General features: G+C 40.4%; 15 protein-coding genes. 3 read left to right on the top strand and 12 right to left on the bottom strand.

Going from position 1 to position 18,502, the window contains the following annotated elements:
- Positions 1–388: 388 nt before the first annotated feature.
- Positions 389–2,713, bottom strand: coding sequence for a formate C-acetyltransferase (gene pflB / locus HT678_RS08835; protein ID WP_172924858.1), 2,325 nt, complete (start codon positions 2,711–2,713; stop codon positions 389–391).
- A 238-nt stretch (positions 2,714–2,951) separates the two neighbouring features.
- On the opposite strand from pflB, the gene dinB reads away from it, so the two are divergent.
- On the top strand, positions 2,952–4,013 hold the full coding sequence (gene dinB, locus HT678_RS08830; protein ID WP_172924856.1) for a DNA polymerase IV: 1,062 nt from the start codon (positions 2,952–2,954) through the stop codon (positions 4,011–4,013).
- 32 nt (positions 4,014–4,045) lie between these two features.
- Here the strand turns inward: dinB and HT678_RS08825 are convergent, their stop codons facing one another.
- Both HT678_RS08825 and HT678_RS08820 read right to left on the bottom strand, forming a co-directional pair.
- Complete coding sequence (locus HT678_RS08825) at positions 4,046–4,891, bottom strand: undecaprenyl-diphosphate phosphatase (protein WP_000280770.1); 846 nt, start codon at positions 4,889–4,891, stop codon at positions 4,046–4,048.
- A 47-nt stretch (positions 4,892–4,938) separates the two neighbouring features.
- Positions 4,939–6,828 carry a DUF2207 domain-containing protein gene (locus HT678_RS08820; protein WP_172924854.1) on the bottom strand — a complete coding sequence of 630 codons (1,890 nt, stop codon included), beginning with the start codon at positions 6,826–6,828 and terminating at the stop codon, positions 4,939–4,941.
- Positions 6,829–6,965: 137 nt separating this feature from the next.
- Between HT678_RS08820 and HT678_RS08815 the strand changes: the two genes are divergently transcribed.
- Both HT678_RS08815 and HT678_RS08810 read left to right on the top strand, forming a co-directional pair.
- Complete coding sequence (locus HT678_RS08815; protein WP_050223454.1) at positions 6,966–8,531, top strand: ABC transporter substrate-binding protein/permease; 1,566 nt, start codon at positions 6,966–6,968, stop codon at positions 8,529–8,531.
- A complete protein-coding gene (locus HT678_RS08810; protein ID WP_000189488.1) occupies positions 8,531–9,271 on the top strand; it encodes an amino acid ABC transporter ATP-binding protein in 741 nt (246 codons plus the stop codon). Before HT678_RS08815 ends, HT678_RS08810 begins: the two co-directional genes overlap by 1 nt.
- Before the next feature lie 108 nt (positions 9,272–9,379).
- On the opposite strand, the gene HT678_RS08805 is transcribed toward HT678_RS08810, so the two are convergent.
- The 9 genes from HT678_RS08805 to rpmB form a co-directional block, all read right to left on the bottom strand.
- Positions 9,380–9,595, bottom strand: coding sequence for a hypothetical protein (locus HT678_RS08805; RefSeq protein WP_001130036.1), 216 nt, complete (start codon positions 9,593–9,595; stop codon positions 9,380–9,382).
- A gap of 830 nt (positions 9,596–10,425) precedes the next feature.
- Positions 10,426–11,676, bottom strand: coding sequence for a threonine ammonia-lyase IlvA (ilvA, locus tag HT678_RS08800; protein ID WP_000952969.1), 1,251 nt, complete (start codon positions 11,674–11,676; stop codon positions 10,426–10,428).
- A gap of 50 nt (positions 11,677–11,726) precedes the next feature.
- Entirely contained in the window at positions 11,727–12,083 is a 357-nt protein-coding gene (locus HT678_RS08795) for a hypothetical protein (protein ID WP_023939147.1), read from the bottom strand.
- 84 nt (positions 12,084–12,167) lie between these two features.
- The gene (gene ilvC, locus HT678_RS08790; RefSeq protein WP_000290683.1) at positions 12,168–13,190 is read right to left on the bottom strand and encodes a ketol-acid reductoisomerase; all 1,023 of its coding nucleotides are present in this window, start codon (positions 13,188–13,190) and stop codon (positions 12,168–12,170) included.
- A gap of 65 nt (positions 13,191–13,255) precedes the next feature.
- Positions 13,256–13,732, bottom strand: coding sequence for an acetolactate synthase small subunit (ilvN, locus tag HT678_RS08785; RefSeq protein WP_001253803.1), 477 nt, complete (start codon positions 13,730–13,732; stop codon positions 13,256–13,258).
- Complete coding sequence (locus HT678_RS08780) at positions 13,725–15,425, bottom strand: acetolactate synthase large subunit (RefSeq protein ID WP_000411733.1); 1,701 nt, start codon at positions 15,423–15,425, stop codon at positions 13,725–13,727. Before HT678_RS08780 ends, ilvN begins: the two co-directional genes overlap by 8 nt.
- A gap of 205 nt (positions 15,426–15,630) precedes the next feature.
- Positions 15,631–17,298 (bottom strand): DAK2 domain-containing protein, encoded by a 1,668-nt coding sequence (locus HT678_RS08775; protein ID WP_050223458.1) that lies wholly within the window; start codon positions 17,296–17,298, stop codon positions 15,631–15,633.
- 2 nt (positions 17,299–17,300) lie between these two features.
- A complete protein-coding gene (locus HT678_RS08770) occupies positions 17,301–17,666 on the bottom strand; it encodes an Asp23/Gls24 family envelope stress response protein (RefSeq protein WP_000216436.1) in 366 nt (121 codons plus the stop codon).
- A 154-nt stretch (positions 17,667–17,820) separates the two neighbouring features.
- Complete coding sequence (rpmB, locus tag HT678_RS08765) at positions 17,821–18,009, bottom strand: 50S ribosomal protein L28 (protein WP_001140948.1); 189 nt, start codon at positions 18,007–18,009, stop codon at positions 17,821–17,823.
- Positions 18,010–18,502 lie beyond the last annotated feature (493 nt).

The raw sequence follows: 18,502 nt of genomic DNA, 5'->3' as shown, positions 1-18,502 counted from the left end.
TTAAGTGATAAAGTCGGGATTATATCTTTAAATCCCGATCAGACATTTCAGTACCTGACTTATCCTCAATGAAAATCTCTTCAAACTGCGTCAGATCTATCTGCAACCTCAAAACAGTGTTTTGAGCAACCTGAGGATAGCTTCCTAGTTTGCTCTTTGATTTTCATTGAGGATTATTTTCAAATCCCCCCAACTCAACAAGTATCTTTGAATTCCAGTCAATTTCTAGCACTGTTTGAGCCGTTTCAGTGGACTATTTCAGATTCGGTCCACTATTACTTCCCAAAAACATTGCATATTGCGCCGAAGAAATTGCTCACACTATCCCAAGCACAAAACCCTCAGTCGACTGACCGAGGGTTCCTTATTTCATTACTTAAAAACTTGATTAGCTCAATGCATCCAAGGCATCATCCATTGAAAGAACTTCGTGGAAGACACGTTGTGTCAATTCAGTTTTTTGTTCTGGAGTGAGGTATTTAGTGTTTACACAGTATCCAGAGATACGTACGATAACGTCTTCACCTGACATGATTTTTTCGTAAACATCGTTCAAGTCCATAACGTTCAAGTTAACGTGTTGTCCACCGTTTTCGAAGTAACCATCAAGGATTGTTACCAAGTTATCAACTTGTTCGTCACGAGTCTTACCAAGAGCGCGAGGTGATACTTGTGTAGTCAATGAGATACCATCAGCTGCGTAACTAAAGTCAAGGCTAGAAAGTGAGTTCAAGTTTTGCAACCATCCACCTTTAGCTTTGTTAGATGGGTTAGCACCTGGTGAGAAGAATTCAAGTTTAGACAAGTTCACAGAACCATCTTCGTTGAGGTATACACCTTTGTGGACTGGTGAGTTACCAGTTTGTTTAGAGTAAGCAACGTTAGATGTGATTGTCAAAAGTGATACTGTAGCTTCAGCGTCTTTGTAAAGTTTGTGGCTACGTAGACGAGTTGTGTAAGCTTCGATCAACCATTCTGCCAATTCGTTTGAACGTGGGTCATCTTCACCCCAACGTGGGTATTCACCGATTGTTTCGTAATCGTAGATGTAGCCATTTTCATCACGGATTGGTTTAACTGTAGCGTATTTGATAGCTGACAATGTATCAACAGTGTTAGCAAATCCACAGATACCGAATCCCATGTTTGCACGTTGTTTAGTTGGCAAGAAGGCCATTTGAACAGCTTCGTAGTTGTACTTATCAGTCATGTAGTGGATGATGTTCAAAGCATCTACGTAAGTGTCAGTCAACCAGTCAAGAGATTTTTCAAAGTTAGCTTTAACTGATTCAAATTCAAGAACTTCGTCACGGATTGGTTCGATATCAAATACTTTGTAGTCTTTGTGAACATCGTCGTAACCACCGTTCAAACCAGTAAGAAGAGCTTTCAATACGTTTACACGCGCACCGAAGTACTGGATGTTGTGGCGTTGTTCTTCATTTTCTGGGTCAAGTGGAGACACACAGCATGAAATACAGCTCATTTCACCATATCCGTCTTTAGCCATTGTTGTTACACCTTCGTATTGGATTGAAGAGTGTTTGTGGCTCATGTGCATACAGTAGCGACGGAAGTTGTATGGCAATTTGTCAGTCCAAAGAACTGTCAAGTTTGGTTCTGGTGAGTTACCGATGTTGTCAAGAGTGTTCAAGAAACGGTAGTCCATCTTAGTAACACGGTGACGACCGTCGTTACCCATACCAGCCATAGAAGTTGTGATGAAGGTTGGGTCACCTGAGTACAATTGGTCATAAGCTTTTGTACGAGCAAATTTAACTGTACGAAGTTTCATAACGAAATCATCAACGAATTCTTGGATTTCTGATTCCGTAAATGTACCACGAGCAAGGTCACGTTCTGCAAAGATATCCAATACGATTGGCACACGTCCAAGAGATGTTGCAGCACCGTTGATAACACGGCAGACAGACATGAAGGCGATGTTAACCCATTGGATCGCTTCTTTAACGTTCATCGCTGGTTTGCGAACATCAACTCCGTAAAGGTCACCCAAGCGAACAACTTGTTGCAATGCTTGGTATTGAAGGTTGATTTCTTCACGAAGACGGATTGTTTCTTCATCGATTTCTTCAATTGCGTTCCAGTCGTTTACTTTTTCTTGCATCAAGTAGTCTGCACCGTAAAGAGCAAGACGTGCGTAAACACCGATGATACGTCCGCGTGAGTATGCATCTGGAAGACCAGTTACAGTGTGTGCGTGACGAGCGCGACGGATGTTTGAAGTGTAAGCACGGAAGATACCGTCGTTAACTGTTGTTACGTATTTAGTAAAGATTTCGTGAACAGCTGGGTCTGGTTCGTATCCATTTTCTTTCAAAGTAGTTTCAGCCATACGGATACCACCTTTTGGCATGAAGTTCAATTTGAAGAGTTCATCATTTTGGATACCAAAGATAACTTCATTTTCTTTGTCGATAAATCCTGCTGGAATGTCAGCGATAGATGTTGGACGAGTGTCCATTGGGAAACGAGTTTCTTCGTAGTGTGCCTTAGTTTCTTCTACAATTTTTTTGATGTGAAGTGAACGTTCTGTTGGTCCTGCAAGGAACCTTTCGTCTCCATCGTAAGGTGTGTAGTTAGCTTGTACAAAGCGTGATACACTTGCTTTTTCTTTCCAATCTACGCCTTTGAAGCCTTCCCAAGCTTTGTCAAAAATATCTTGTGCTTCAACAACTGTTTTAACAACCATGTTAATGTCCTCTTTTTTCTTTCTAGTAACAACCATCTGTTACATTCATGAGTCAAGTATACCATACAGTAACCGATTTCAACAAGTGGAAATTCCCTATTTTTACACTTTCTTTTCTAAAACAGTCTATATTTTGTTTCAAACTGTATTATATTTTTGAAAAAATAAAGTCCTTTTTTCTTTTTTTCAGAAAAAAGGGTATAATAAAAGAAAATAAGCGGTAAAAAGGGGGCTAGGCATGTTGATTTTTCCTTTGTTAAATGATTTGTCAAGAAAAATCATCCATATTGACATGGATGCCTTTTTTGCTGCGGTAGAAATCAGGGATAATCCTAAACTCAGAGGAAAACCTGTCATTATCGGAAGCGACCCTCGGCAAACAGGTGGGCGTGGTGTCGTTTCCACTTGTAGCTATGAGGCGCGAGCTTTTGGTGTCCATTCTGCCATGAGTTCCAAGGAAGCCTATGAGCGTTGTCCCCAGGCCGTTTTTATCTCAGGAAATTATGAGAAATACAAGACTGTGGGACTCCAGATTCGATCTATCTTTAAGCGTTATACAGATTTAATAGAACCCATGAGCATTGACGAAGCCTATTTGGATGTAACAGAAAATAAACTCGGTAGCAAGTCAGCGGTCAAAATCGCTCGCCTCATTCAAGAGGATATCTGGCAAGAACTTCATCTAACTGCTTCTGCTGGCGTTTCTTATAACAAATTCTTAGCTAAAATGGCTAGTGATTATCAAAAACCACATGGTCTGACAGTGATTCTACCTGACCAAGCTGAGGATTTTCTCAAACAAATGGACGTGGCCAAGTTTCATGGAGTAGGAAAAAAGACGGTGGAACGTCTTCATCAAATGGGCATTTTTACCGGCGCTGACCTACTTGAAGTTCCTGAAGTGACTCTGATAGACCGTTTTGGTAGACTGGGTTATGACCTTTATCGAAAGGCTCGTGGCATCCACAATTCCCCAGTCAAATCCAATCGCATCCGTAAATCAATCGGGAAGGAGAAAACCTATGGGAAGATTCTCCGTGCTGAGGAAGACATCAAAAAAGAGCTGACTCTTCTATCAGAAAGAGTCGCTCTCAATCTCAGTCAACAAGAAAAATCTGGAAAAATTGTCATTTTGAAAATCCGCTACGAGGACTTTTCAACTCTTACCAAACGAAAAAGTCTTGCTCAAAAAACACAGGATGCTAGTCAGATAAGCCAAATAGCCCTGCAACTCTATGAAGAGTTAAGCGAGAAAGAAAGAGGTGTCCGCCTGCTGGGGATTACCATGACTGGATTTTAAAACCTTGAAGAGTTGCCCCTTCAAGGTTTTTCTTATACAAATAAACGAACAAAGCTATAAAGTAGCAAGACACTACCAAGCACGATACGGTATTTACCGAAAAGGGTAAAGTCGTGTTTTTTCACATAACTTGTCAAAAAGCGAATAGCGATCATGCTGACCGCAAAGGCGACTCCCATCGCAACCAAGAGCAAGAACAACTGCCCAAAGCTCAAGAGTTGTCCTGCTTTTACAAATTTGAAAATCTTTAAGGCACTAGCTCCAAACATAACAGGAATCCCTAGATAGAAAGTAAATTCTGTCACAACTGAACGACTAGTTCCATTCAACAAACCACCGACAATCGTTGCACCTGAACGGCTAGTTCCTGGTAAAAGGGCAAGAACTTGGAAGAGTCCGATATAGAAAGCTGTCGTATAAGGAAGCTTGTCCAACTCTGTTACACTTGGCTCGATAGCACGCGCTTTATTTCGTTTTTCCAAATAGATAAAGGCAATCCCATAGATAATCAACATAAGAGCAACTGAAACCATGTTATGGAAGTGGGTGTCAAACCAATCATCAAATTTAAAGACACCAAGTAAAGGCAAGGTCGCAATCAAGACCTTCAACCATAGTCTCCAAGTCTTACGAACTTCCTGTTTGTCCTTAGTCGGTTTGAAAGGATTGAGCTTGTTAAAATAAATCACCATAACTGCTAAAATAGCACCAAGCTGAATCACGACATTAAACATGGACATAAAGGCTTCATTTTGATTTTGGTATTGGATAAATTCCTCTGCTAAAATCAAGTGACCTGTACTGGAAATCGGCAACCATTCCGTAATTCCTTCAACAATCCCGAAGAAGATAGATTTTAAAATTTCAATAAGATACATAGATTACTCCTTTTTCTATCTTCCATTATAGCATATTTTAGCTCTCTTTAAAAGGCACCGATACTGCCACCGCCTCCACCTCCGGAGAAGCCACCGCCAGAACTTCCATTTCCAGAAGATACAGAATAGGTACTTGCTGTGTTTGCGATGCTGGCATAATGGCTCATTTGCGCGCTTGAATGATAAAACATACTGTGCCAGCCATAAGCTACATATAGATTGATATCTGGATTTTCCACTTGAATCTGATGAACCTTCATCAAATGACTAACCTTATCCGCATAGCCAAATAGGGTTGCATAGACCAAGAGGCGATTCCAGACCACAATACTTTCCAATTCAGCCTGATCCAACCGTGCAATCTCACGCAACATATTTTCAAAACTGGTCCAGAGATAGTATACTTCTGCCCCTGCTTCATTTAGGACACCATCGCGATTATCTAGCCGAAGCTTCCAATAATAGAAAACAGCCAAAACCAAACCTAGAAAACCAAGTATAGGCAAGGGGAGGAAAAGATAGCCATAAACATCCAAACTGTACAAGAACAAACCAAATCCGATAAATAGGGGTAGGATAGTAGAGAGTCCCATCCCCACTTGCAAGGCCTTTTCTCCACCAGTCAAGGGACGATAGTAATCCGGAAGCCCCCAGAAGGAAACTCGATTTCTCACTCCTTCTTGCATCTGGTTCAATACTTCTTCAAAAGAAGATTTGAGTTGACGCCCCTTTGCTTGAATCCGTTTTTCATCAGAGACTTTTGATCTACGATAAAGACTATCAGATACCTTGTAATCCGCAAACAAATTGGAAAGAGTTTCTTCTTTTTTGCCTGAAAAAGCCAGATTTAGACAGTCTTTCTCAAAGCTTGACAAACCATCTTCTTTTACTATCCTCAAGCCAACTGCATCTCCTTCTGAAATGATAGAGACATTTCCACGGTCTATCACATCTAGCAAGGTAGCTTGAATAAGTTGGTCAAAGGTGAATTTGCCAGCCCCCTTGACCAAGGGACTCACTTCCTCCAAGGAGGTCGAGTAGACAGCCTCTGATAAAACCATAGGCTCTAATTCCATTGGTGGTTCATAGAGACGATGATTTTTGGCATATTTGACCGAAGGAGTGGTCTTTCTTCTATAGATAAAATAGAAGCAGACACTCAATAACAAGGAGATAGAAAGTATCGAAGGGAAGACCCAAGTAAGGAGTTGTTTACTTTGCTCTTTTTCTTTAACAATCGAGTCTTCTACCTTATTAAATTCTTCTAAATGATTTCCTTTCAAACCCTGATCCCTAGCATTAGCAAAATCGGTCCGAGGCCAGTAGGCATGCAATTCAACTCCACGCTTAGGTGGAAGATCGTCTAAACGAATAGTATAATCAAGGTTACTCTTTTCAACCATTCCCTCTCTAAAAAGTTTCCCTGTATGGAAAAAGAGTTTTTCAGACCCCTTATCTCCCCTTACATGAAATTCAAACTTTCCAATAGCCCCTGAACTATCTGTTAAAGGTTGCCAATTTAATTCAGCGATATCATCATAAAGGAAAAGCAAGTTCTTTAAATTCCAGACAAGGTCAACTTCAACTGTGTCACCTTCCTGACCTGGATTGTAAACTTTGACAGTATAACCATCTGCTCCTTCTATCACTTCACTAGTCACATCTGTCAGTTCTGCACCGTTTTTCGTAGCCTGAACCTTTGGGTGAGGATCAATGTCAAATCCACTAGGCATCTTGCCAGCACGTCCAAGTCCCACGATTTGGCCCTTAAAGTCCTCCTCAAACTGATAAACTATCTTCTGTCTAAACTCTGCCGTATTATCTGCATGAATATACAAATCCCCTTGATAAGAGTTTATCTTAAAATCAATGGCGAAAACAGAAAGTGGCAGAAGGCAAAACAAGCCTAAGACCAGTAAGAAAAAAGTTTTTTTCATCAACTAAGCCCCCTTTTTATCTTTCTTATCATTATAGCATTTTTTCGTAAGTAAAGGCTTACTTATGTTGAAAAATTACGCATTTTTCGATAAAATAGGAGACAGTTATTTTTTAATAGATTAGAATAGGAGAAATCATGAGAAAAATATACTTATCTATTTTCACAAGTCTCTTGCTGATGCTAGGACTTGTCAATGTTGCTCAAGCCGATGAATATTTACGCATCGGGATGGAAGCAGCATATGCCCCCTTTAACTGGACCCAGGATGATGATAGCAATGGAGCTGTCAAAATCGATGGAACCAACCAGTATGCCAACGGATACGATGTTCAAATCGCCAAGAAAATCGCTAAGGACTTAGGTAAAGAACCTTTGGTTGTTAAAACCAAGTGGGAAGGTCTAGTCCCTGCCCTTACTTCTGGTAAGATTGACATGATTATCGCAGGTATGAGTCCTACTGCCGAGCGTAAACAAGAAATTGCCTTTTCAAGCAGTTACTACACTAGCGAACCAGTTTTGCTTATCAAAAAAGATTCTGCCTACGCAAATGCTAAATCTTTGAATGACTTTAATGGTGCGAAAATCACTTCTCAACAAGGTGTTTACCTTTATGACTTGATTTCACAAATCCCAGGTGCTAAAAAAGAAACAGCCATGGGAGACTTCGCTCAAATGCGCCAAGCTCTTGAGGCTGGTGTCATCGATGCCTATGTTTCTGAACGCCCAGAAGCTCTGACTGCCGAAGCTGCAAACTCTAAGTTCAAGATGGTCCAAGTAGAACCAGGTTTCAAAACTGGGGAAGAAGATACAGCTATCGCCATTGGACTTCGTAAAGATGACAATCGTATTAGCCAAATCAATGCCAGCATTGAAACCATTTCAAAAGACGACCAAGTTGCCTTGATGGATCGTATGATCAAGGAACAACCTGCCGAAGCTACAACAACTGAAGAGACTAGCAGTAGTTTCTTTAGCCAAGTTGCTAAAATTCTTTCTGAAAACTGGCAACAACTCTTGCGTGGTGCTGGTATCACTCTTTTAATCTCTATCGTCGGAACCATCACAGGTCTCATTATCGGTCTTGCCATTGGTGTTTTCCGTACTGCTCCTCTATCTGAAAATAAAGCCATTTATAGCCTACAAAAATTAGTTGGCTGGATCCTCAATGTCTACATTGAAATTTTCCGTGGTACGCCAATGATCGTTCAATCGATGGTTATCTACTATGGAACTGCCCAAGCTTTCGGTATCAACCTTGACCGTACACTAGCTGCTATCTTCATCGTTTCAATCAATACCGGTGCCTACATGACTGAAATCGTCCGTGGTGGTATCCTGGCAGTTGACAAGGGACAATTTGAAGCCGCAACTGCACTCGGTATGACTCATAACCAAACCATGCGTAAGATTGTCCTACCTCAGGTTGTCCGCAATATCCTACCAGCAACTGGTAATGAATTTGTCATCAATATCAAAGATACATCTGTATTGAACGTTATCTCTGTTGTCGAACTTTATTTCTCAGGAAATACCGTGGCAACTCAAACCTATCAATACTTCCAGACATTTACAATCATCGCCGTGATTTACTTTGTCCTCACCTTCACCGTAACACGTATCCTACGCTTCATCGAACGCCGAATGGACATGGATACCTATACTACAGGTGCTAACCAAATGCAAACGGAGGATTTGAAATAATGACACAAGCAATCCTTGAAATTAAACACCTCAAAAAATCCTATGGACAAAACGAAGTGCTAAAAGACATTTCTCTGACTGTCCACAAGGGAGAGGTCATCTCTATCATCGGAAGCTCTGGAAGCGGGAAATCGACCTTCCTACGCTCCATCAACCTACTTGAAACACCAACTGATGGACAAATCCTTTATCATGGACAAAATGTCCTCGAAAAAGGCTATGACCTCACGCAATACCGTGAAAAGTTGGGGATGGTGTTCCAATCCTTTAACCTCTTTGAAAATCTCAACGTGCTTGAAAACACAATTGTCGCTCAGACAACTGTCCTTAAACGCGAACGCACAGAAGCTGAAAAGACTGCCAAAGAAAACCTAGAAAAAGTCGGCATGGGAGAACGCTACTGGCAAGCGAAGCCAAGACAACTCTCAGGGGGTCAAAAACAACGTGTGGCCATCGCTCGTGCCCTCTCCATGAATCCGGACGCTATTCTCTTTGATGAACCAACATCAGCTCTCGATCCAGAAATGGTTGGAGAAGTCCTCAAAATCATGCAAGATCTGGCTCAGGAAGGCTTGACCATGATTGTCGTAACCCACGAAATGGAATTCGCCCGTGATGTCTCTCACCGTGTTATCTTTATGGATAAGGGTGTGATTGCTGAAGAAGGCAAACCAGAAGATCTCTTCACCAATCCTAAAGAAGACCGTACAAAAGAATTCCTTCAACGCTATCTCAAATAAAAAGAAAAGGCTGCCTCAACCGTGCAGTCTTTTTGCTGTCCTCAAAATGAAAAGGCAGATTCTCTATCTCTACTACTTGAGGGTCAAGAATCCGCCGTTATCCAAAGATTAATCTTCAAATTTTTCATGATTTTTTTCATAGAAATCAATTAGGCCTAGGGCTGTTTCAAATGAAATATTTTTTACTTTTGCACGACCCTGCGCCAGAGCAATGATAGACATTTCACGCGCATTCGTTTCCTTAGAGATACGGTAGCCTGTGATTTTCTTATCACGAACCCAGCCAACAACTGATTCTACTTTTTCAAAGTTTGACTTAGCCATGTTTTTCTCCTATTTTCTTCTTTACAATACTTAATTGTATACGTTTTTACTACTTTTGTCAATAAAAAAACATATATTCAATAAAATAAATGACCCAGAATCTTCTTACTTCCTTTTTAAAGCCGATAATATATAGTTTTCCGCTTACTATAACCCATCAGTATGCTCCTAAAAAACAATTGCATTATTAAACTTTAAATTTGTAAAAATATTCACGTATGCTGAATACCAGTTTCTTAATAGGATAGACAGGATTTACTATTTCATTCTATCTATTCCTTTTAAATCAACAAGCCCACTAAAGATAGTCTTTCACTCCTCACTATCTCTAAATCATTCCGTTTTCTTTCTCCTTCTTTGGTTCCTTTCCTGTCCTTATCTATATCTTATCCATTTCACAACCGGTACTACTTACTTTGTACAATCTTGCATCTTCTGATTACATACCCACTTTCCAGCTAGTCATTTAAAATCAGTATCACTAGCTATTGCATGTCTAGCACTATTGTCTATCTCACGAGTTTTTTCGACCAACTCACCTAGCAGTCATCTCACAAACATTGATTATTTTTTTTGATTCCTATTATATTTAGAGAAATCTCAAATTAGGGATATATACAATTGGGGATTTCAAAAAATTTCCTTATATATAGTAAGTAATTCTGCCGCCTTAATATAAACAGAATCGAAAATAATAGGTGTTATAGTGAGTTGTAGTAGAAATAGCACGATAAGCTTCCTAAAACCATAGGAATCGCCCCCTTTCTTCACTATCATTATAACACCTATACATTAGTTGTGCAAATAATATGATATTTTTTTATTAGTCCTCAGACAAGCATATTATAGAGCGTTTCATTCCCATTTAAGTTAATATAAGCTGGATCAAAACCTTCCATTCGACGAATTAAGCCTGCATAATCATGCTTATCTGCCAAAGCGATCCCAATCAATACTGGACCTGTTCCCTTACTAGCTCGCTTGATATACTCAAAACGGGTGATATCATCATTTGGCCCCAAGATATCATTTACAAACTCACGCAAAGCTCCTGGACGCTGTGGGAAATTGACCACAAAGTAATGTTTGATCCCATCATAAATCAAGGCACGCTCTTCCATTTCTGGCATACGGTTGATATCATTATTCCCTCCAGAAATGATACAACAAATGGTTTTCCCCTTGATATATTCAGCTAAAACCTCTAAAGAGGCGATACTAGCTGCTCCAGCAGGTTCTGCAACAATCCCTTGCTTAGAGTAGAGGTCAATCAAAGTTTCAGAAATCAATCCCTCATCGACACCTACCAAAGTTTGAACATGTTGACGCGTTGCTTCATAGGTCAACTGTCCTACCTTTTGCACAGCAATCCCATCCGCAAATTTGTCAATTTCTTTGAGTTTAACAGGTCCACCAGCTTCAAAAGCAGCTTTCATGGAACGCGCTCCATTAGCCTCTACCCCAATGACTTCAATTTCTGGACTTGTTTCCTTGATATAGGTAGAAACCCCGGCAATGAGACCGCCACCACCAACAGGGACCAAGACAGCATCAAAGTCAATCGATTCTTTTCGAGCTTCTTCTAAAATCTCATAAGCAACTGTTCCTTGACCCGCTTGGACATGAGTATCATCAAAGGGAGCAATAAAGGTACGATTTTCAGAGACTGTAAATTCTTGAGCTGCTTTGGCTGAGGCATCAAAGGTATCTCCAACTAGTTTAATGGTTACAAAATCCCCACCAAAAAAGCGAACCTGACCAATCTTTTGTTGCGGAGTGGTAATGGGCATAAAAATAGTAGCAGGAATTTTCATCTCATTACAAGTATAGGCAACTCCCTGCGCATGATTTCCCGCAGAAGCACAGACTACCCCACGCTCACGTTCTTCCTTGCTGAGCTGAGAAATAGCATAATAGGCACCACGAATTTTAAAGGAACGAACACGCTGGGCATTTTCTTTTTTCAAATAAATCTTAGCACCATACTTCTCCGATAAATAATGGTCGTAATCCAGTGGGGTATTCACAACCACACCATTCAAGACCTTATGAGCCTTGATAATATCTTTTGAACTTAACATATAAAACCTCTTTTTCTATAAAAAACAGTCACTAATGACTGTTTTTTTAGTTATTCATCTCCAAAAACTTCAGCAACACTTTCATGATATTTATGAGCCATACGAATTGAAAACTCTTTAGGAAGTTCATAACGATTTGTGGAAATCCAATCATATAACCATTCTGCCAAACTTTCTTCACTATCATTACGATGGAAGATAAAATAGTTTAAAACTTCTTTATATTCTACATCATTCAAATCCAGCGTGTCTACAAATTGACTACGAGGAACAAAATTAGAATCTAATTTTCTTAGTTGATCTGTCAATTCTCCCAATTGTAAATCCAACTGAAAAAATAATTTTTGCAGTTGCCTATCAGTCTCATCACATCCTGTCTTGATAGAAAACAAATTGGTAATATTCATATGATTTCAACCCCTAAATAAGTATATCTAATATCCCACGAATAGCTGAAGCTACTATTTTAAGCAAAATTCTTTGCTTTCTAATTAGTTATAGATTTTGAATGCATCATCGTCGTTTTTACCAACGAAAGGCATTGCTTTACGCAATTCTGCACCAACTTTTTCAATTTCAAGGTTAGCTGCTTGTTCACGGTAAGCAGTCAATTTTGGACGTCCAGCTTTATAGTCATTTACAAAGTCATTTGCAAATTTACCATTTTGGATGTCTGCCAAGACAGCTTTCATATTTTCTTTAACTTGCTCAGTAATCACACGTGGACCTGATACATAGTCACCGTATTCAGCAGTGTTTGAAATAGATTGACGCATTTTCTTGAATCCACCTTCATAGATCAAGTCAACGATCAATTTCATTTCGTGAAGAACTTCAAAGTAAGCCAATTCTGGAGCGTAACCTGCTTCTGTCAAGACTTCGAAACCTGCTTCGATAAGGGCAGTCAAACCACCACAAAGTACAGCTTGTTCACCAAACAAATCTTCTTCAGTTTCTTCTTTGTATGTTGTTTCAAGAAGACCTACACGAGCTGCTCCAACACCTTTACACCAGTCCATAGCAATGTTTTTCGCATTTCCTGTTGCATCTTGGTATACTGCGTAAAGAGCTGGTACACCAAATCCTTCTTCGTAAGTACGGCGTACCAAGTGCCCTGGTCCTTTAGGAGCACACATAAAGACATCTACATCCGCAGGAACTTTGATAAATTCGAAGTGAATGTTGAAACCATGAGCAAATCCAACTGCATTCCCAGCTTCCAAGTTTGGAGCGATTTCCGCTTCGTACAATTCTTGTTGGATTTCGTCTGGTGCCAAAATCATGATAACATCAGCCAATTTAGTTGCTTCTGCTACTGTGTAAGTGTCAAATCCATCTTCTTTTGCTTTGTCAAAAGATTTACCTGGACGTACACCGATGATGACATCGCGACCTGAGTCACGCAAGTTTTGAGCATGCGCATGTCCTTGTGAACCATAACCGATAACGGCGATTTTTTTACCGTCAAGTGCTGCTACTTTAACATCTTTTTCGTATTCCATTTGAACTGCCATAGTTTTTCTCTCTTTTCTATCATTTATTGCCTTTTAGGCTGGTTTAACAAATTTAAGTTGGATTTTTAGTCACGGGTAAATCCAGTTGCACCCGTTCGAGCAATATTGCGAATACCGTATGGTCGAATGACTCGTAATAGAGCTTCACTCTTTTCAGCATTTCCTGTCATCTGAATGGTAATCGAGCTTGGCGCTACGTCTACCACTGTTGCACGGAAAGGTTGAATAATCGCTAGAATCTCAGCTCGCTTCTCAGCTGGCGCTGACATCTTAACCAAAATCACCTCGCGCTCCAAATGAGGCTTGTCTGTAATATCACGAATGCGAATCACATCAATCTGACGATTGAGTTGCTTGATAATTTGCTCCACTTCATCATGAGAAGCAACATCAATAATAATGGTGATACGCGATACATTCGGATCTTCTGTTGCTCCAACAGAGATGCTTTCAATATTAACCTGACGACGAGATAAGACACCTGTAAAGCGATTGAGGACTCCTGAACGATTTTGTAGTTTTGCTGTTAACATTCTACGCATGGAACTTCACCCCCAACATCTCATGATTACTCTTACCAGCCGGTACCATTGGTAACACCTGTTCCTTACGAGAAATATCTACCTCAATTAGCATAGGAACATGCTCAGTGATGACTTCAAGGTCTTGAGCCAAGGTCTCAGGATTGTCAAACTTATAGTTTTTAATACCATAAGCCTGCGCCATCAATTGGAAATCAGGAAGGGTATCAAAGACCGACTCTGATGTTCTTCCTTCATAGAAGGATTCCTGCCACTGGCGAACCATTCCAAGTGAATGATTGTTCAGCATAACCACCTTGATTGGCACTTTGTAAATATTCAAAATAGCCAACTCCTGGTTGGTCATTTGGAAACCACCATCCCCAACAAACAAGACTACTTCCTTATCTGGGTTAGCAATTTTAGCCCCGATTGCTGCTGGAATTCCGAATCCCATGGTTCCTAAACCACCTGAAGTCACTAACTGACGTTCATTTTGGTAGGGATAATACTGGGCTGTCCACATTTGGTGTTGACCAACATCTGTTACCACAATGGCATCTCCATTCGTCAATTCACCAATGCGTTCAATAACTGCTTGCGGTTGAACCACACGCTCTTTCTTATCATAAGAACGAACACGGTTCTTGTCTTTAGTAACTTTCTCAATCCATTTCTCAGTATTGTTATGAACTGTCGGTTCTGCTAGCAACATTTGCAAGGCTTTCTTAGCATCTCCAACTACAGGAATATCTGCACTGATAATCTTGCCAATCTCGGCTGGGTCAATATCAATATGGGCAACCTTAGAATTCTTAGCAAAAGTCTTTGGATTTCCTGTCAAACGGTCATCAAAACGAGAGCCAATACTAATCATAAAGTCCGTCTCTGTCATGGCAATATTCGCTGCGAAAGAACCGTGCATCCCCCCCATTCCAAGGAAGAGTGGGTGAGTCGTTGCAATTGTTCCTTGACCTAAGAGAGTTGTTACGACTGGAATTTGATAGCGTTCTGCAAATTCATTTAATTCTGCCGCAGCCTCAGCATAACTAATTCCACCACCAGCTAACAAGACTGGCTTTTTAGCCTTGGACAATTGCTTCAAGATTTTCTTGATTTGCATATCATTTGGTTCAAGAGTCGGCTGATAGCTTGGTAGGTTCACTTCTGGTGAATAAATGAAGTCTGTTTCTAAAGCAGATACGTCTTTAGGTAGGTCAATGACGACTGGCCCTGGACGGCCTGTAGTCGCGATATGGACAGCTTCCGTGATGATACGCGGAATATCAGCTGTCTCACGAACTTGGTAATTGTACTTAGTGATTGGCATGGTAATTCCCACGATGTCTGCCTCCTGAAAGGCATCCTTCCCAATCCCTGCTCGCCCTACCTGACCTGTAAAGACCAAAAGGGGAACACTATCGCTCATGGCATCCGCAATCCCTGTAATGGCATTTGTTGCTCCCGGTCCGCTAGTAACGACGGCAACACCCAACTTTCCAGTTGATTTAGCATAACCTTCAGCTTCATGCAGACAACCTTGCTCATGGCGTCCTAGAATGTGGTGAATACCTTTAAAATTATATATCGCATCATAAAAAGGCAAGACTGCACCACCAGGATAACCAAAGATGGTATCAATTCCTAAATCACGAAGTGTTTCCAAAACTAGGTCCGAACCCGTCTTAGGAGATTCTAAACTGATTTTCTCCATTGTTCCCCTTTCTTTCCTCTTAAAAATAACTTGTTACTATCATACCATTTTTTAAAAAATTTTCAAGAGAAAAGAAGAAATTTTCTGAATTTTCTATTTTAACGTTTATTTATGAATGTTATTTTTGTTTTTATTAAAAAGATACCGTTTTCATTTACTGAAAAAGAAAAAAGAACTGATTTCTCAGTCCTTCATTAATCGGCTCTTATTCCACACTAAATAGATAGGGGTAAACAGGTTGTTGACCTTGGTGGATTTCAACTTCAAGATCCTCAAATTCTTCTGCGATTTCTTGAGCGATTTCATTGGCAAGTTCTTCGCTTCCGTCTTCACCGACATAGAAGGTTACGATTTCACTGTCTTCATCCAACATATGTTTCAAAGTTTCTGCCAAGGTTTGGTGCATGTCAGGGTTTGACACGAGGATTTTCCCATCCACCATACCAAGATTATCGTTTTCATGGATTTCTAAGCCATCAATGGTTGTATCACGCACAGCTGTTGTGACGCTTCCACTAACGACATCGCTAAGAGCTGCAGTCATACGCTCTTGGTTTTCTTCAATGGACTTGCTTGGATCAAAGGCAAGAAGACTTGTTAAACCTTGAGGAAGAGTACGAGCCTCTACCACTACTGCTGGTTGTTCCAAAACTTCTGCTGCAGATTGAGCTGCCATGAAGATGTTCTTGTTGTTTGGCAGGAAGATAATGTTACGAGCGTTGACCTGTTCAACAGCCTTGATAAAGTCTTCTGTTGAAGGGTTCATGGTTTGACCGCCTTCGATAACATAATCCACTCCTTGAGAACGGAAGATATCTGCTAGACCTTTACCAGAAACGACAGCAATCAAAGCATACTCTTTTTCTTCAGCTGGTTTGCTAACTTGGGCAGCTTCTTTTTCAACCTGTGCTTCGTGTTGGTTACGCATATTGTCAACTTTTACCTTGACCAAGCTACCATATTTGAGACCTTCTTGCATGACAAGTCCTGGATCTTCTGTATGGACATGGACTTTGACAATTTCATCATCATTGACAACAAGGAGAGAATCCCCAAGTTCATTCAAGTAGTTACGGAACTCGTCGTAATCAAAATCTTTGGTATAGGTTGGACCTTGCTTAAGAGCTACCATGATTTCAGTACAGTAACCAAAGGTAATGTCCTCAGTCGCTACGTGACCAGCTACAGACTTGTGGTGCTCCGCATTGATCATCTCACTCATGTTGGCAGGAGTGGCTACAAAGTCCTCAGATGCAATATATTCGCCAGTAAGAGCTGAAAGGAAACCTTCGTAGATGAAGACCAATCCTTGACCACCTGAGTCCACAACGCCAACTTCCTTCAAGACTGGAAGCATGTCTGGTGTTTTAGCTAGAGCTGTTTTAGCACCTTCTAAAGCTGCGCGCATGACTTCAACAGCGTCATCTGTTTGCTCAGCTTTTTTCTTAGCACCGATAGCAGCCCCACGAGAAACTGTCAAAATCGTTCCCTCAACTGGTTTCATCACTGCCTTATAGGCAACTTCTACACCTGATTGGAAAGCAAGAGCCAAGTCTTGACCTGTTAACTCGTCTTTATCCTTGATGGCTTGTGAAAATCCACGGAAAAGCTGAGAGGTAATAACACCTGAGTTCCCACGCGCACCCATCAAAAGCCCTTTAGCAAGAATGCTCGCTACCTCGCCAACTGTAGAAGCTGGCTTGTCTGCAACTTCTTTAGCACCATTTTCAATGGTCATTCCCATGTTTGTTCCAGTATCTCCATCTGGAACGGGGAAGACATTTAATGAATTGACATATTCAGCTTGCTTATTCAAGCGAGTTGATGCAGCCTGCACCATTTCTTGAAATAAGCTAGTAGTAATTTTTGACACGGTTATTCTCCTACAACTTTGATATTTTGAATGTAGACATTTACAGTCTGAGCAGTAATTCCAAGCTGGTTTTCCAAGCTAAAGGCAACACGCTCTTGAATGTTTTTTGACACTTCACTAATCTTTGTTCCGTAGCTCAACACGGTATACACATCAACTGCAATGCTGCCATCTTCGGCTGCCTTTACGACGACACCTTTAGAATAATTTTCCTTACCTAGAAGGGCTTGAAAATTATCTTTGAGGGCATTTTTACTAGCCATACCGACCACACCAAAAATTTCAGTTGCTGCTCCACCTACGACGGTTGCAATCACTTCATCTGTTAGTTCGATTTGACCATCTTTTGTATTAATTTTTACAGTCATCCTTTTTACCTCAACTAGTTGATACTCTATTTTATCATATTTCAGCCCAAGTGTAAAAGCAGAATACTGTATCAGCGGATATTTACTCTGCTTTTAAAATGATTTTTTCGCTATGACAAAAGAAAAAGACCCTGAGGTCTCCTTGCTTTTATTATTAAACGCGTTCAACTTTACCTGATTTCAAAGCACGAGCTGAAGCCCAAACTTTTTTAGGTTTACCATCGATAAGAACAGTAACTTTTTGAAGGTTTGGTTTTACGGCACGTTTTGTTTGGTTCATCGCGTGTGAACGGTTGTTTCCTGATACAGTCTTACGACCTGTAAAGTAACATACTTTAGCCATTTGTGTTTTCCTCCTATTAGATCTAATATAGCGGATGTGCTAGCACCACATACCGTACTATGTTATCACACTTTCTTCATTTTTGCAAGGGAATTGGAAGATTTTTTTATTTATTGTGATTCGAATGTGATATTGAAAGTTCTATAATGAAGTTAGCCACCCAGCCCTCCTAAAAATTAGATGTTTTAACTAGCTGATAGTTAGCCCTCGATTTCATTTGATAAGAGGCTTGGAGCTGTTAAGCTGGAAAGCCAAGGCTAAGATTAGCCTTGGTTTAGCTGACAAAACTGCTTCAAGGGTTCCTCTTGTCAAATGAAAGCTCTTCTAGGCATAAGAAAACACCTCTGTGTTATACTTGTTGTTCAATCACAAACACAAGAAAGGCACAGAGATGCAAAACCATTATACTACAAAAGCCAAACATTTGACAATCGATAGCCGTCGCTTAATCGAACGATGAAAAAAGGAAGGGAAATCAAATAGAGAAATCGCC

Source organism: Streptococcus sp. 3167 (assembly GCF_013277175.1).
Taxonomy (GTDB): Bacteria; Bacillota; Bacilli; order Lactobacillales; family Streptococcaceae; genus Streptococcus; species Streptococcus pseudopneumoniae.
The sequence above is the reverse complement of the archived record's forward strand: the minus strand, read 5'-3'. Positions and strand labels throughout refer to the sequence as shown.

Excerpts from the sequence above, each read along its gene's own strand:
- pflB (WP_172924858.1), bottom strand. The coding sequence starts at position 2,713 with ATGGTTGTTAAAACAGTTGTTGAAGCACAAGATATTTTTGACAAAGCT.
- dinB (WP_172924856.1), top strand. The coding sequence starts at position 2,952 with ATGTTGATTTTTCCTTTGTTAAATGATTTGTCAAGAAAAATCATCCAT.
- HT678_RS08825 (WP_000280770.1), bottom strand. The coding sequence starts at position 4,891 with ATGTATCTTATTGAAATTTTAAAATCTATCTTCTTCGGGATTGTTGAA.
- HT678_RS08820 (WP_172924854.1), bottom strand. The coding sequence starts at position 6,828 with ATGAAAAAAACTTTTTTCTTACTGGTCTTAGGCTTGTTTTGCCTTCTG.
- HT678_RS08815 (WP_050223454.1), top strand. The coding sequence starts at position 6,966 with ATGAGAAAAATATACTTATCTATTTTCACAAGTCTCTTGCTGATGCTA.
- HT678_RS08810 (WP_000189488.1), top strand. The coding sequence starts at position 8,531 with ATGACACAAGCAATCCTTGAAATTAAACACCTCAAAAAATCCTATGGA.
- HT678_RS08805 (WP_001130036.1), bottom strand. The coding sequence starts at position 9,595 with ATGGCTAAGTCAAACTTTGAAAAAGTAGAATCAGTTGTTGGCTGGGTT.
- ilvA (WP_000952969.1), bottom strand. The coding sequence starts at position 11,676 with ATGTTAAGTTCAAAAGATATTATCAAGGCTCATAAGGTCTTGAATGGT.
- HT678_RS08795 (WP_023939147.1), bottom strand. The coding sequence starts at position 12,083 with ATGAATATTACCAATTTGTTTTCTATCAAGACAGGATGTGATGAGACT.
- ilvC (WP_000290683.1), bottom strand. The coding sequence starts at position 13,190 with ATGGCAGTTCAAATGGAATACGAAAAAGATGTTAAAGTAGCAGCACTT.
- ilvN (WP_001253803.1), bottom strand. The coding sequence starts at position 13,732 with ATGCGTAGAATGTTAACAGCAAAACTACAAAATCGTTCAGGAGTCCTC.
- HT678_RS08780 (WP_000411733.1), bottom strand. The coding sequence starts at position 15,425 with ATGGAGAAAATCAGTTTAGAATCTCCTAAGACGGGTTCGGACCTAGTT.
- HT678_RS08770 (WP_000216436.1), bottom strand. The coding sequence starts at position 17,666 with ATGACTGTAAAAATTAATACAAAAGATGGTCAAATCGAACTAACAGAT.
- rpmB (WP_001140948.1), bottom strand. The coding sequence starts at position 18,009 with ATGGCTAAAGTATGTTACTTTACAGGTCGTAAGACTGTATCAGGAAAC.